At 64.9% G+C, this 14,673-nt stretch carries 13 protein-coding genes and 1 riboswitch; of the genes, 11 read left to right on the forward strand and 2 right to left on the reverse strand.

Annotation, left to right across the window (positions count from 1 at the left end):
• The first annotated feature begins 368 nt into the window (after positions 1 to 368).
• From CIT37_RS19815 to CIT37_RS19825, 3 genes are read left to right on the forward strand one after another with little or no spacing between them, the layout of a single operon-like run.
• On the forward strand, positions 369 to 764 hold the full coding sequence (locus CIT37_RS19815; RefSeq protein ID WP_095424098.1) for a hypothetical protein: 396 nt from the start codon (positions 369 to 371) through the stop codon (positions 762 to 764).
• On the forward strand, positions 761 to 949 hold the full coding sequence (locus CIT37_RS19820; protein ID WP_049801976.1) for a hypothetical protein: 189 nt from the start codon (positions 761 to 763) through the stop codon (positions 947 to 949). The genes CIT37_RS19815 and CIT37_RS19820 overlap by 4 nt, the downstream gene beginning before the upstream one ends.
• A gap of 53 nt (positions 950 to 1,002) precedes the next feature.
• Positions 1,003 to 1,299, forward strand: a complete 297-nt coding sequence (locus CIT37_RS19825) for a hypothetical protein (RefSeq protein WP_240536373.1) — start codon at positions 1,003 to 1,005, stop codon at positions 1,297 to 1,299.
• Between the two features lie 80 nt (positions 1,300 to 1,379).
• Here the strand turns inward: CIT37_RS19825 and CIT37_RS19830 are convergent, their stop codons facing one another.
• Positions 1,380 to 3,566: a transglycosylase SLT domain-containing protein gene (locus CIT37_RS19830; RefSeq protein WP_095424099.1), complete on the reverse strand. Its 2,187-nt coding sequence runs from the start codon at positions 3,564 to 3,566 to the stop codon at positions 1,380 to 1,382.
• A 317-nt stretch (positions 3,567 to 3,883) separates the two neighbouring features.
• Here CIT37_RS19830 and CIT37_RS19835 point away from each other — a divergent pair, with 317 nt between their 5' ends.
• From CIT37_RS19835 to CIT37_RS19870, 8 genes are all read left to right on the forward strand, one after another.
• Positions 3,884 to 5,620, forward strand: coding sequence for an adenylate/guanylate cyclase domain-containing protein (locus tag CIT37_RS19835; RefSeq protein ID WP_095424100.1), 1,737 nt, complete (start codon positions 3,884 to 3,886; stop codon positions 5,618 to 5,620).
• A 9-nt stretch (positions 5,621 to 5,629) separates the two neighbouring features.
• A complete protein-coding gene (locus CIT37_RS19840) occupies positions 5,630 to 5,920 on the forward strand; it encodes a hypothetical protein (protein WP_212476835.1) in 291 nt (96 codons plus the stop codon).
• Between the two features lie 138 nt (positions 5,921 to 6,058).
• Positions 6,059 to 6,268 carry a hypothetical protein gene (locus CIT37_RS19845; protein ID WP_028141611.1) on the forward strand — a complete coding sequence of 70 codons (210 nt, stop codon included), beginning with the start codon at positions 6,059 to 6,061 and terminating at the stop codon, positions 6,266 to 6,268.
• 112 nt (positions 6,269 to 6,380) lie between these two features.
• Positions 6,381 to 6,644, forward strand: a complete 264-nt coding sequence (locus CIT37_RS19850; protein WP_244611253.1) for a hypothetical protein — start codon at positions 6,381 to 6,383, stop codon at positions 6,642 to 6,644.
• A gap of 43 nt (positions 6,645 to 6,687) precedes the next feature.
• A riboswitch (cobalamin riboswitch) is annotated at positions 6,688 to 6,901 on the forward strand.
• A 114-nt stretch (positions 6,902 to 7,015) separates the two neighbouring features.
• Positions 7,016 to 9,244, forward strand: coding sequence for a TonB-dependent receptor (locus CIT37_RS19855; RefSeq protein ID WP_095424102.1), 2,229 nt, complete (start codon positions 7,016 to 7,018; stop codon positions 9,242 to 9,244).
• A 63-nt stretch (positions 9,245 to 9,307) separates the two neighbouring features.
• Positions 9,308 to 9,889 carry a hypothetical protein gene (locus CIT37_RS19860; RefSeq protein ID WP_038971501.1) on the forward strand — a complete coding sequence of 194 codons (582 nt, stop codon included), beginning with the start codon at positions 9,308 to 9,310 and terminating at the stop codon, positions 9,887 to 9,889.
• Between the two features lie 1,294 nt (positions 9,890 to 11,183).
• Positions 11,184 to 12,908: a dihydroxy-acid dehydratase gene (ilvD, locus tag CIT37_RS19865; RefSeq protein ID WP_028145391.1), complete on the forward strand. Its 1,725-nt coding sequence runs from the start codon at positions 11,184 to 11,186 to the stop codon at positions 12,906 to 12,908.
• Complete coding sequence (locus CIT37_RS19870) at positions 12,895 to 13,725, forward strand: tetratricopeptide repeat protein (RefSeq protein ID WP_038973357.1); 831 nt, start codon at positions 12,895 to 12,897, stop codon at positions 13,723 to 13,725. The genes ilvD and CIT37_RS19870 overlap by 14 nt, the downstream gene beginning before the upstream one ends.
• A gap of 61 nt (positions 13,726 to 13,786) precedes the next feature.
• Here the strand turns inward: CIT37_RS19870 and xth are convergent, their stop codons facing one another.
• Positions 13,787 to 14,584, reverse strand: coding sequence for an exodeoxyribonuclease III (gene xth, locus CIT37_RS19875; RefSeq protein WP_038949167.1), 798 nt, complete (start codon positions 14,582 to 14,584; stop codon positions 13,787 to 13,789).
• Between the last annotated feature and the right edge of the window lie 89 nt (positions 14,585 to 14,673).

The raw sequence follows: 14,673 nt of genomic DNA on the forward strand, positions 1-14,673 counted from the left end.
TCCGCCCCTGACTTGCCGGACGAATTGGCGGTCACGATTGAGAGGCCGCATTTTCCGTGACGACCGTGGCGACCCGAGCTTGCGCACAAGGAAGCCGGGACCCCTGAGAGGTCAAGAGGAGAGGATGATGTGCGATAGCCCAGAGCATTCCGAGCGCCGTCCCGAGACCAAAGGCTGTGCCGTCTGCACGGCGAAGTTTGGCCTGATCCGATACTATTCCTGGCGGACGCCGCTCTGCTCGAGGAAATGTCTCGACCGGTTCAGGGCGCGCCGCGAGCGCGACCGCCGCTGGTTGTTCCGATATCAGGCGGCCTGAGGACCAGCCGCCGCGCCTGCCACCTCAGGCAATTCTTCGTCGGGAGGCTGCGTTGAACCGTACCTGCAAGCTCCTGTTGGCGATCGCGCTGCCGCTTCCGCTGGTGACGGGCGTGGAGGCCGACGAAGCCGGAGGGAATGGGCCACATCGTCACCATCCGCCCCAGGATCAACTGCTGCACGAGAAGTTCTATTCGAGCTGGCACATGCCGGACAATCCGGTTCTGAGCTGCTGCAACAATGCCGATTGCTACCCGACCGAGATTCGCTACGTCGACGGCAGGATCTACGCGCGGCGCCGGGAAGACGGCAAATACATCCTGATCCCGTCCCAGAAGGTCGAGCGCAACAGGGACAATCCCGATGGCCGCAACCATATCTGCGCGCCACCGCCGTCCGCCTCTCTGGTCGACTTGGTCTACTGTTTCGCGTTGGGAGGTGCCACGTGAGATTCATATTGGTGAATGGCAGAACCCCGTTCCGCAAGACGTCGTGCCTTTGGTGCTGCGAGGAGATCGATGGTGGCTATCTGCGGGACGCCAGGACGCTGCTGCGCTACTGCGGCTACGAGTGCTTCGCACTTCATCACGAGGCCGCGCCGTTGATCGAGGGACGTACGCGCGCGGCATCTTGAGCCGTCAGGCTGGCAGGACGCATTCGGCAGGAGAGGACACGGCATTGAGATTCATGCTCGTCAATCAGGAACATCCCTGCCACGGCGTCTGCGGCGCATGCGCGCGGCCGCTGGGTGCGAGTTACGTCCGGCATGTGTCCAAGCAAGAGCGGTATTGCGACTACGGTTGCTACCGTCAGCAGACGGCCATGGACATGCTGTGGCCCCGCAGCCCGTTCGAGGCGATCGCGGTGCTGACGGCGATTTCGAGCTGGGGCTGGATGATTCAGATGGGCGCGCTGTCGCGCTCATTGGCCGAGGCATATCTGCGCGAGTACGACCTTCTGACCATGGAAGGAGGTGACGGCTAGCTCGATGACGGCCGCGCAGAACAGTCGGCCGCAGTCACCGCGTCCAGCCCGCGCCGCGTCCAGCCCCGGCGGTGGCGAGGCTAGGGCGAGGGGGCTGCGGCTGATCCCGTTGGTGCCGCGCTCACTTCCTGCGTCGTGACGCGCTGGTCGGACTTGCCGGCGATCATGCTGCTGCCCTCGAACCTGGCGCGGTACACCAGCACGTTCTCCATCACGCGCTGGACGTAGTTGCGCGTCTCCGACAGCGGGATGCGCTCGACCCAGTCGACCGGATCGACCTTGGGATCCCTGGGGTCGCCGCGCGCCTGCACCCATTCGCGCACGCGGCCGCGGCCGGCATTGTAGCCGGCAAAGGTCATGATCTGGTTGCCGCGATATTCCGACAGCAGCGCGCTGAGCTCGGCCGCGCCCATTTGCGTGTTGTAGACGGGATCGGAGACCATCTTGTCCCAGTCGTAAGTCAGGCCAAAGCGCTTGGCGGTGTCGCGGCCGGCTTCAGGCGTCACCTGCATCAGCCCGACCGCATTGGCCGGCGACTTGTCGCGCTGGTCGAACGAGCTTTCGGTGCGCGCCACCGAATAGATCACGCTGGTCTCGATCGCGGGCGCGACCTGCTGGTGCTCGGGGATGCCGATGGTCGGAAAAGCGTAATGGTCGAGGGCGAGCCCGCGCGCCAGCGCCGACTTGCCGACCTCCAGCATCACGCGCGCATCGCGGCGCTGTCCGGCGAGTTCGCCGAGGCCCTCGAGGGCCGCCACGTCGGTGCTCTCCTTGGCGAAATCCTCGGCGTAATAGAACACCGTGTCGCGCTCGCCGATGCCGTAGAGCATGTCGGCGGCGCGCACGCGCTCGTCTGCGGGCGGGGTGTCGAGCGCGGCCAGCACGGGCGAGGGCGGTCGCAGCTCGATGCGATCGAGGCCGAGCTTTGCGCGCGCAAGCTGGCCGTAATAGGCGGTCGGATAGCGCGCGGCCGCCCGGTAGCTCATGCGCGCATCGGCCGTCGCCCCCATCGCCTCGGCGGCACGGCCGCGCCAGTAATGGGCGCGCGACAGCGCGATCGGATTGGCCGAGCCTTCGTCGATGGCGGCGAAGTGCACCATCGCCGCCTGGGGATCGCCGAGGAAGCGCAGCGCGATCCAGCCGCACATGAAATGATAGTCGACGCGGTAGACTTCCTTCTCGGGCACCGCGGCGGTGCGCACCACGTCATACGCCGTCTTGAACTTGCCCTGGTCGAGCAGCTTGCGCGCGAGCAGGCGACGCTCGCGCCACCAGGCGTCGGTGTCCTGCGCGGCCATGGTGTCGGGCGCGGCGGCCAGGATCACCTCGGCGGCGTCGTCGATGCGGTCCTTCTGGAGGTGCCATTGGGCGCGGCACAGCACATAGCCGAGATCGCGGCGCGCTTCAGTCGGTACGTCCTCGAGATCATCCTTGGCCTTGCTGGCCTTGCCGGTGACGGCGGCGCAAGCCTTGACGATCGCCAGCGCATCCTCGCCGAGCCGTTTTGCCGCGCGCCGCGCACCGGCATAGTCCTTGGCGCCGAGCCGCTTGTCCATGCGGGCGCGATGATCCTCGGAGTTGAGCAGATCGCGGAACGCTTCGTAGGAATCCTCCTCGCTCCGCTCGGACAATTCGTCAGTGCGCCAGGCCTCGCGCACGAGCCGGGTAGCCCTGTCGACGTCGCCTTCAGCGAGCAGCACGCGGGCGAGGGCGAACTTGCCCTTGGCGCTGGTCGGGCGGTCCATGGTGAATTTGTGCACGGTGGCCGCGTCGGCCTTCTCCTGCCACAGCCGCGCCTCGGCGCGGCGGCGGAGCAGGGCGCTGCTCGGCCAACCCGGATTGGCGGCAAGGAAGGCGGCATAACGCTTGAAATTCGCCGTGCTCTCGGAATGGCGCAGCATGAACCAGTCGGCGAGCTTCTGACCGGCGGGATCAGTGATGCGGTCGCGCGCCGCGCTCGCGTCATCCGTCTTGCCCTTGCGCGCGAGGTCGATCGCATCCTTCAGCGCGGCGAGGTCGCCGGTGAGGGGCGGGGCGGCCGGTTTCTCTGATGGCTCGTCGCCGGTCTTCTTCGACTTGCGCTTGGCCTCGGCATGCTTGCCGTGACGGGACTTGGCCACGGTATGTCGCTGCTTGCCGGCTTTCGCCTCATGCGACTTTTTCGGCGCAGACGATTTGTGGCTGCTCTTCGCCGCCAGCTCGGTGGGGAGGAGGGCCATTGCGGCCACGGCAACGAGACACGCGAGCGAGCGTAGGCACTGGTTCATCCCATGGTCCCCCTGCGAAACCACTACAAACCAAGGTCCGCGACGACATGCGGCTTGAGAATCAACGACATCGAGAACAATGCCACGGCATCGTTTCGCATTCCTCACGCTGTCGCAACAATGCGGCAAAATACGGATGTGACGAGGGAACTTCCGCTGGGGGGCAGTTCCTTTAACCTTTGTTAACGATCCGGGCTCGCGCGACGACCGGCCATGGTCCTGGGCGCCAGGAGGAACCAGATTGCGCGTGTTCCCGCAGCAAGATCCGGTGTATGGAGTTCCCTTGCTCCGTCCCTTTGGCCTTTGTCCCTGCAGCTATGCCGATTTTCAACCAGTCGATCAGGCGCAAGATCGTCGGTATCGCCCTCGGATTGATCGTCCTGATGCTGGTCACCTCGATCCTGTCGATGGTGATGTCGAGCCAGGTCGGCGTCCTGCTCGACGAGCTGACCAACCGCTACATCCCGGCCTATGGCGATCTCGCGCGCGTCAACATCCGCTCGCTGGAGCGATCGGTGGCGCTGCGGCGGATGATCATGACGAAGATGCAGGCGTCCTCGGACGAGGAGGCCTATGCGGCGCGCCTTCGCGAGTTCGAGGACGCCGACCGCAAGATCGAGGAGGAGGCCGAGCGCGCGCGCAAGCTGATCAACGCGATCATAGACGACCCTCGCACGCCGTCCGACAACGCCGCGCTGGCACGGATCGAGACCCGCATCGAGACCGCCGTCGGCGAGCTGCGCCGCGATCAGAAGGAGAGCCACGCGAAACTCCTCAACCAGATCGACGCACAGCAGATGGCGGAAGCGCGGATCACGCTCGAGCATATCGACGCGCTGCGCGACCAGTTCAACCAGAAGATCGATGCGATCCGGGCCGACATGCTCAAGCAGGTCTTCGCCAGCACGTCGCAGGTGATCGGCCATCAGCACCAAGCGATCATCGTCTCTGGCATCGTGACGTTGCTCGCGGCGATCGTCGGCTTTGCCTTTGCGCTCCTGGTGTCCAGCGGCATCACGCGCCCGGTGCGGCTGCTGCTCGCCGGCACCCGCGAGGTCGAGGCCGGCCGCTTCGACAAGACCATCACCGTCTCCACGCAGGACGAGATCGGCGAGCTCGCCGCGGCTTTCAACCGCATGACCGAGCAGCTCAGGCACAACGAGCGCATCCGCGAGACCTTTGGCCGCTACATCGATCCCAAGGTGGTGCAGGGGCTGATCGACCGGCCCGAGGTCGCGATCGACGGCGAGCGCCGGGTCATGACCATCATGTTCTGCGACATGAGCGGCTTCACCTCGATGAGCGAGGGCATGACCCCGCGCGGCCTCGTCAGGGTGATGAACCACTATTTCACGGTGATGTCCGGACCGATCAGGGGTAATCGCGGCATCATCGACAAATATATCGGCGACGCCATCATGTCCTATTGGGGCCCGCCCTTCATCGAGGAAGACGAGCAGGCGCTCCTGGCCGGCATCGCCGCAACCGAGATGGTCGACCAGGTGCCCGCGCTGCAGAAGCAGCTGCCCGACCTGCTCGGCATCCGCGCCATGCCGGCGCCGTGTGACCTGCGGATCGGCATCGCCACCGGCGAGGTCCTGACCGGCAGCATCGGCTCCGAGCTGATGATGAGCTTCACCGTGATGGGCGACGCCGTGAACCTGGCCTCGCGGCTGGAGGCCGTCAACAAGGTCTACGGAACCCGCATCCTGATCTCGCAGGCAACTGCTGACGCGATCGGAGCGCGGCTCGAATTGCGCGAGATCGATCGTCTGGCGGTCGCGGGCCAGAGCGCGCCGCAGCCGATCTTCGAGGTGATGGCGCGGGCGGGCGCACTCACCGGCGCGCAGGACAGCCTGCGCACGCATTATGCCGAAGCGCTCGCCGCCTATCGGGCCCGCCGCTTCGACGAGGCGCGCGCCGCCTTCAACGCCGCGCTCGAAGCCGTCCCCGGCGACGGCCCCTCGCGCACGATGCTCGGCCGCATCGCGCAGCTCGAGGCCAAGCCGCCGGAAGAGGGGTGGGACGGCGCCTGGCGGCTGGAGCAGAAATAGCCGTTTTTGTTGCGCCAGCTCGCCCTGTCGGAAAAAACGTTTCTGCTCGATAACGATGTTCGCCGTGACCTATTTCCCGGGCTTAGGTTGGATGTCCTTGAGGCGTTTGACGGGGACACGCCGATGACGGAACTTCAGGACAGGCTGGAACGGTTCGAGACGCTCACCGCCGAATGTGAGCTGATCGCCAAGCTCGCCACCGACAGCACCAAGCGCGAGTTCTATCTGAAACTCTCGGAGCAATACCGTCAGCTGGCGGTGGACATGCGGCAGGCGATCGCGACCAAGGCTGCTGCCTGACGCCGGCTGCAATCCGATCTTAAGGTTTGGCGCGCATCCTTGACCTCGCGAGCGATCGCTCGTGGTGGAAAGGCCGGGGTTCGCTGCAATGCAGCGCACCTCGCGAGTGTCATTTGCCATGCTTGACAGGGCAATCACATGCGCCTCGTTGCCGTGATCATATTCGCGCTCATGACGGCGGCCTGCGACCAGGAGCAGGATATCACCGGCTCGACGCCGACCTGCCCGATGCGGAACTACAGCTACAATCCCCGCGACATGAACCAGTGCGTCAATGCCTGCAAATCGTGCGATCGCGGCACCACGGTCACCTGCACGACCTCCTGCACCCTCAAGGGCGCGCGCTGAGCGCACCGCCTCTGCCTTGTAGGAATGCAACCCGTGGAATGGGCGGTGCCTGGGCACCGGAACGATTCACATGGGTCAATCATTGAAGCAAGTGGGCAGGACGCGGAGTCCGATGGAAATGGGTATGCTCGATCCCGGCCGGTTTCTGGTGTCGTGCTCGCATTGCGATGCCTGGCCGATGGCAGCCAACGTGAAGCGGTCGAGCTGGACGGCGTCCCCGCACGAGGTCCGCTTCGTCTGCACGCGTTGCCGGCGCGAGGAGACCGCGATCGTCTCGGCCTCCGGCGAATTGACCCCGATCAAGCGCGTCGATGTTCCGCCCCGCGATGTCGCTGTCGCCTGGGCCCAGGCGCAACGTGTGCGCGGGCGGACCTGAGCGGCCGGCACCCAACGGTCGATTGACTCGCGGGGCGAACGGCTCGTAAATGATCGGCGACGGTTCTCCTCATGGAGATCAAAAGGGAATGTGGTGCGGGATTGTCCCAACGCCGGGATTATCTCAACGCCACGGCTGCCCCCGCAACTGTAAGCGGTGAATCTTTCGTCTCATGCCACTGGGAAACTCGGTCCTGGGAAGGCGACGCAAGGTCACGACCCGCGAGCCAGGAGACCTGCCGTCAGCCGTGGTCACACGCGAAGATGTCGGTCGGGGAGTACAGACATTAGCTTCACCGGAGCAATCCATCGCTCTGCCGTGAAACCTCGTTCGCTGTGACGTGCCACTGACGTCATACCGAGGTTACCATTGTGTCCCGTCTCGTCTCTGCCGCCAGGCGCTTTGCCGCCGGCCTGCTCGCATCCGTTTCCCTGCATTCGCTCGATCCGTCCTCCGCCTTCGCCCAGCAGGCGCTTGCCGAGCAATTGCCGCCGATCGAGGTGACCAGGTCCGACGATCAGAACCGAACGCGCGCCAGGGCGATCGGCGATGGCGAGGCGGGGGTGAGGACGAATGTCGCGCCGGCAGGCAATGGCGCCGGCTCATCCGGCTCCGGCGGTGAGGCTGCCGCCGGCAGCGGCGGCATCGTCGGGGCCGCGACGACCGTCATCACGGCAGCCGATATCGCGCATTCGCCATCGCAGACGCTCGCCGAGATCATTGCGACGCAAACGCCGGGGGCCCAGATCACGACGTTCTATGGCGGCCAGATCGGCGCCAAGACCAGCGTGGACCTGCGTGGCTTCGGCGCCTTTGCCACTGCCAACACGCTGGTGCTGGTCAACGGCCGGCGGCTGAACGACGTCGACATGGCGCAGGTGGATCTCTCCACCATCCCGCTCAATTCCATCGAGCGCATCGAGGTGACGCGCGGCAATTCCGGCGCGGTGCTCTATGGCGACAACGCGGTCGGCGGTGTGATCAACATCGTCACCAAAAACGGCGTCGGCGGACCGCCCGTGACCGCGCGCATCGAGGCCGGCTTCGGCTCGTTCAACACCAGGCTCGGCAACGTGTCGACCTCGCTCAATTCCGGTCGGTGGTCGACCTCGTTCTACGGCAATACGGTCAGGACCGATGGCTATCGCGACAACAACCGCTATTCCCAGCAGAATGGCGTCGGCAATCTCAATTACACCACGCCAGGCCTGACTGCTTTTCTCACGGTTACCGGTGATAATCAGGAGCTGCGACTGCCGGGCGGCCGCACCGTCGATCCCTCGATCGGCCTCGACGAGCTCAGGGCCAACCGGCGAGGGACCAGCACGCTGTTCAACTACGCCAACCAGCAGGGTTTTGGCGCGACTGCGGGTTTCACCAAGACCCTGATCAGCGGCGTCGATCTCATCGTCGACGGCGGCGTGCGCGACAAGAAGCAGCAGAGTGCATTCTTTTCCAGCCCGACGCCGGTTCCGGCCTTCTTCTCGTCGACCTATGTCGGTTCCCATCTGACGACATGGTCGATCACGCCGCGGCTCAGCGTGAAGAGCCTGCTGCTCGGCATGCCGTCGCAGCTTCTGACTGGCATCGACTATTACGATGCGAGCTTTGAGCAGAACCGCGGCGCCGGGCAGGGGCTCGCCCCCTGGCACAATTACGACCTCAGGCAGCGGACCGTTGCGGGTTATTTCCAGCACACATTGGGAATCGCCCCCACGACAGACATCTCCTACGGCGCGCGGGTGCAGAACGTCAGTCTTGCGGCACGCGACAATTTCGACCCGGCAGCTCCGTTCAACGCCGACATCGGCGCGTTGCCGCTGACGAGCAACGAGACCCAATATGCGCTGCATCTCGGCGCCGAGCATCGTCTGAACGACCAGGTCTCGCTGTTCGGCCGCGTAGCGCGCGCGTTCCGCACGCCTGATGTCGACGAGCGCCTGTCCTCAGGGCCTTCGTTCGATCCCTTGACCTTCGCTGCGATCCCGCAAACGTTCCAGCTCAAGACCCAGACCTCGCAGGACATCGAGGGCGGTGTTCGCATCAAGGGCGGCGGGTTGCAGCTGCAGAGCAGTCTCTATCTGATGGATCTCACCAACGAGGTCCATTTCAATCCGGTCCTGTTCTACAACACAAATCTTGATCCGACCCGCCGCTACGGCTCTGAGACCAGTCTGTCCTATCGCGTCAACGACGCCCTGCTGCTGCGCTCCGGCGTGGCCTATACAAGTGCGGTCTTCCGCGAAGGCATCTGGGCCGGCAACGACGTGCCGCTGGTCTCGCGCTACACGGCGAGTGCGGGTGTCACCTGGAACATCTGGCAGAATTACGTGGTGCTCGATGCCACCGCGCGCTTCTGGAGCGAGCGTCGCATGGACAACGACCAGGCGGGCACCCAGAAGCCGATCCCCGCCAACGGCACGATCGATCTCAAGCTCAGCGGCCAGGTTGAGCGCTACTTCTGGTCCCTCAGCGTCAACAATGTGCTGAACGCGCTCTACTACGACTACGCCATCGCGAGCACCTTCACGGACGGCCGCTTCAGTGCCTATCCGCTGCCCGGCCGCACCTATCTGCTCAAGGCCGGCGCAACGTTCTGATTTTCGCCAGGGCCGTCACACGCCCTCAAACGGACTAGAATTCGAAGAGAAGGAGATTCAACCATGGCTCTCGGCATCCTGCCGTCTGGTGACGATCGCTTCCGGCTTCACCCGGTCGCGCCGCGCCTTGCGCCGATGTTCTGCTTTGCGCTGCTGACGGCGTCATGCGCGCTCGCAAGCTTTGCGTTCGCGTGCGCCACGCCGTTCGCGGCCTTCGCCGTCATTGCCGCGGCGATGCTGCCGCAGCGTCCGGCGCTGCTCGTCGTCACCGGCGCCTGGCTCGTCAACCAGATCATCGGTTTCGGCGTGCTGCATTATCCCGTTGATGCCAGCACGATTGCCTGGGGCTTTGTCATCGGCGCGGCTGCGCTTCTGGCGACCGCGGCCTCGTCGGTGGTGCTCGGCCTGCTGCCGCAGGGCCGCACGCCGTTGGCGCTGGCGATCACGCTCATCGCCGCCTACGGGATTTACGAGATCGCGCTGCTCGCCGCGACGCCGTTCCTCGGCGGCGAGGGCGCCTTCACCGCCGCCATCGTGACGCGCATCGCCCTGACCTGCGCCGTCTGGCTCGCCGGCCTCGTCGCCGTCTGCGAGATCGTCCGTCTGGTCGACCCGGCCGGACGCAAGCGTGCGATGTCGGCCTGAGCGGCCGCTCGTGGCCGTAGCCTGTGTCGCCCTCTGTCAATCCGCGTCGCTGAAAATATTCCACTTTACCGAAATTCGGTTTCGGCGTATGTGTGGTCCATCCCGGCTCACCAAGAGGGGCGATCATGTGTCGTCACGCATCGCGAGCCGGGCTTGCGGTGGACGCGGCAGCGTCGGCACGAGAGGCGCGGGCAGGGCGGGTAGTCCCTGTGAGCCCGAGGCTTCGTGCGACGAGCGGCGCTGTCAGGCTTCGTCTCGTCTGTAAGTTTCCGGCTTCGTCGACAGGGCCAGGAAAAACTGCGACGAAATGGCGGGCCGCGCGTACGGCAAAACCGTGTGGTCCTGGCCGTCGTTGCTACGGTCAAACTGTTCGAAGATGTGCGCGAGCCCAACCGGGTGGACGGCATCGTCAATTCGAACGGCGAGGGAGGCCAGAAGGAATGGTCGGCTCCCGGGAGATCACGGCATAAGCCGTCCAGCCACTGCGCAGGGAAGGCCGAGTGATCGGCACCACCTGTATGCTGCTGTGCGGTTCTTTCTGCGTGTGCATTTCGCGCAGCGGACCGCGGGTGCGAGCCAGCACCCGGCCTTCCCTGCGCCCTCTTGGATTGGAGGGTGGAGAGTTGAAGCAAAGCTCGGGCGAAATCCGCCGCGAGGACGCGAAGACGTGTCTACGATTTAAATGCAGGTTGGAGGAGTGCCGCCACCTCATACTCCGTCATTGCCGAGGAGGAGAGAGCCTACGTCAAACTCTCGTCTCGTGCCCCGGACGCAGCGCAGCGCCCCGGCGATGCGAAAGCATCGTCCGGTGCGCTGCAGAGCCGGGGCCCATGTCTCCGCGAGCGCTATCTGTGGTTTCTGGGTCCCGGCTCTGCGCCGCAACGCTCGCGCGTTGCGACTTGTCCGGGATACGGGAGGGAGTAGCCAACGAGCGGAAGGGCACACCGACTCACTTTCGCACGCCTGGTCGCCGAGGAGGAGTTGGGCGCAGTGTGCGTGCCACAAAATCTGAAGTTGTGGATCGTCATCTTCCTGAGGGTATTGCAGTAATCCAACCCGTGTCTTCCCGGTAACGATTGTGCTGTCTCCGCAACACTCATCCCGGATTTAACCCTCATCACGGCGGTTCGCATCGCCGCCGCTTTTTGGCCACACCCGAACATGAATAAAATCACTCTAATGTTTTACGGGCAGCGGCGGTCTTCGAAGGGCCACGAGAAAATCCCAAGGTCGATTCAAATCTTGGCTCTGATTTTTCGGGTCTGAAAGGGTTGACCGAGGAAACTGGGTTGCGATGAACGCGAAGACCGACATCAAGCAGAGGCTGCCGAGCCGTCACGTGACGGAAGGCCCTGCGCGCGCGCCGCATCGGTCCTATTTCTACGCCATGGGTCTGACCACCCAGCAGATCCACCAGCCTTTCGTCGGCGTTGCCTCCTGCTGGAATGAAGCCGCTCCCTGCAACATCGCGTTGATGCGCCAGGCGCAGGCGGTGAAGAAGGGCGTGGCGTCGGCCGGCGGCACCCCGCGTGAGTTCTGCACCATCACCGTCACCGACGGCATCGCCATGGGGCATGACGGCATGCGCTCCTCGCTGCCGTCGCGCGAATGCATCGCCGACTCCGTCGAGCTGACCGTCCGCGGCCATGCCTATGACGCCCTGGTCGGGCTCGCCGGCTGCGACAAGTCGCTGCCGGGCATGATGATGGCCATGGTCCGCCTCAACGTGCCCTCGATCTTCATCTATGGCGGCTCGATCCTGCCCGGCACTTTCCGCGGGCAGCAGGTCACCGTGCAGGACATGTTCGAGGCCGTCGGCAAGCATTCGGTCGGCGCCATGTCGGACGAAGACCTCGACGAGATCGAACGCGTGGCGTGCCCCTCGGCAGGCGCCTGCGGCGCGCAGTTCACCGCCAACACCATGGCGACCGTGTCCGAGGCGATCGGCCTCGCACTGCCTTACTCGGCCGGTGCCCCGGCCCCCTATGAAATCCGCGACGCCTTCTGCATGACCGCGGGCGAGCAGGTGATGGACCTGATCGCCCAAAACATCCGGCCGCGCGACATCGTCACCCGCAAGGCGCTGGAGAATGCCGCCGCCGTGGTCGCCGCCTCTGGCGGCTCGACCAATGCTGCGCTGCACCTACCGGCGATCGCGCATGAGTGTGGCATCAAGTTCGACCTGTTCGACGTTGCCGAAATCTTCAAAAAGACACCATATGTCGCGGATTTGAAGCCGGGTGGCCGTTATGTCGCCAAAGACATGTTTGAAGTAGGTGGCATACCGCTTCTGATGAAGACGCTGCTCGACAACGGCTTCCTGCACGGTGATTGCCTTACCGTCACGGGCCGTACGATCGCCGAAAACCTCAAGAGCGTGAAGTGGAATCCGCACCAGGACGTGGTGCACCCGGCAGACAAGCCCATCACCGTGACAGGCGGTGTGGTCGGTCTGAAGGGCAATCTGGCGCCAGAAGGTGCGATCGTGAAAGTCGCGGGAATGTCCAACCTCAGGTTTACCGGTCCGGCCAGGTGCTTCGACCGCGAGGAGGATGCTTTCGAGGCGGTCCAGAAGCGCACCTACCGCGAAGGCGAAGTCATCGTGATCCGCTACGAGGGGCCCAAGGGCGGCCCCGGCATGCGGGAAATGCTCCAGACCACCGCGGCGCTGACCGGCCAGGGCATGGGCGGCAAGATCGCGCTCATCACCGACGGCCGCTTCTCGGGCGCCACCCGCGGCTTCTGCATCGGCCATGTCGGGCCGGAAGCTGCCATTGGCGGCCCGATCGGGCTGCTCGAGGACGGCGACATCATCGAGATCGACGCGGTCGCCGGTACCCTTAACGTAAAATTGAGCGACGCCGAGCTCGCCCAGCGCAAGACCAAATGGACCGCTCGCGCGACTAACCACACGTCGGGTGCGCTCTGGAAATATGCTCAACAGGTTGGACCAGCGGTCGGGGGGGCAGTGACCCATCCGGGCGGCGCGCACGAGAAACAGTGCTATGCGGACATCTAGGCGTGCCATAGTTGCGTTTGTGTTGGGGGTCGGTGCGCTGGCCGCGCCGGCGCTTGCCTTCGACGGGGCTCCAGTCAACCCGAAGGACGCGACCATCCCGGTCGTGACCACCTTGCCGGGGAGCGCGGCGACCGCACGCGGTAAAGTCGCGCCGGCGGCCGTGCCTCAGGAGACCTCGCTCAGTGCGCTGCAATATGCCGCCGAGGGTGGTCACCCCATCGCGCAGTGGAAGCTCGGCCGCATGTACGCCAATGGCGACGGTGTCGCCCAGGACGATCTGCGTGCCTTCGAATATTTCAGCCGGATCGCCAATGCGCATGCCGAGGACAGCCCGTCGGCACCGCAGGCGCAGATCGTGGCCAACGCCTTCGTCGCGCTCGGCCGCTACTATCTGAGCGGCATCCCGAACTCGAAGGTCAAGTCGGACCCGGAGCGGGCGCGGGAGATGTTCTCCTATGCTGCCTCCTATTTCGGCAATGCCGACGCGCAATATGATCTCGCCCGGCTCTACCTGAAGACGCCGGACGCCTCGCGCGAGGATTTCCGCTACGGCGCGCGCTGGCTCGGCCTCGCCGCGCAGAAGGGCCAGCACGAGGCGCAGGCGCTGCTCGGCCAGATGCTGTTCAACGGCGACCGTCTGCCGCGACAGGCCGCGCGCGGCCTGATGTGGCTGACGCTGGCGCGCGACAGCGCCGGTGCCGACGAAACCTGGATCAAGGAAAGCTACAGCCGCGCCTTCGCCAAGGCCTCCGACGACGACCGCGCCATGTGCCTGCAAATGCTGGAACAGTGGGTGCAGGGCGGCCGCCGCGAGTAGGGCGGCAACTCGGTGCCGGTAGGGTGGGCAAAGCGAAGCGCGCCCACCAACTCTGCGGACGTTAGGCTGCCTCCAGATCCAGATCCGCCCACACCGGCACGTGGTCCGAGGGCTTCTCCCAGCCGCGCACATAGCTGTCGATCCCGACATTGGCCAGCCGGTCGCTGGCCTGTGGCGACAGCAGCAGATGGTCGATCCGCAGGCCCTGGTTCTTCTGCCAGGCCCCGGCCTGGTAGTCCCAGAAGGTGTAAAGCCCGGGCTCATCCGTGACGGCCCGCAAGGCATCGGTGAGGCCGAGGCCGAGCAGGGACTGAAAGCTCTCCCGCGTCTCGGGCTTGAACAGGGCGTCCTCGGTCCAGGCGGCCGGATTGTGCACGTCGCGGGCGTGCGGGATGACGTTGAAATCGCCGGCGAGGATCAGCGGCTCCTCGGTCTTGAGGCGCTCTTTCGAATAGTCAAGAAGCCGGGACATCCATTTGAGCTTGTAGGGATATTTCTCCGTCCCGACCGGATTGCCATTGGGCAGATAAAGGCAGGCGATGCGCAGCACCCCGCGCTTGAGCGTGACCACACCCTCGATGAATCGGGCATGGGCGTCCTCGTCGTCGCCGGCGAGCCCCGACTTGGTCTCGTCGAACCGGAGCTTGGAGAGCAGCGCGACGCCATTGAACGTCTTCTGCCCGTGCGTGACCACGTTGTAGCCGAGCGCCTCGATCTCGAGCCGCGGGAAGGCCTCGTCGACGCATTTGATCTCCTGGAGGCAGACGATGTCCGGCTGGCACTCCCTCAGCCAGGTCAGCAGGAGGTCGATCCGCTGCCGGACCGAGTTCACGTTCCAGGTGGCAACTCTGATGGTCATGTCGGCGGGCTCCGGGCAGGGGCCATGGTTAGAACAAACTGCAAACGCGCCCGTCAAGGACGCCGCAAAATCTCCCACAAAATTAACCC

Source organism: Bradyrhizobium ottawaense (assembly GCF_002278135.3).
GTDB classification, from domain to species: Bacteria; Pseudomonadota; Alphaproteobacteria; order Rhizobiales; family Xanthobacteraceae; genus Bradyrhizobium; species Bradyrhizobium ottawaense.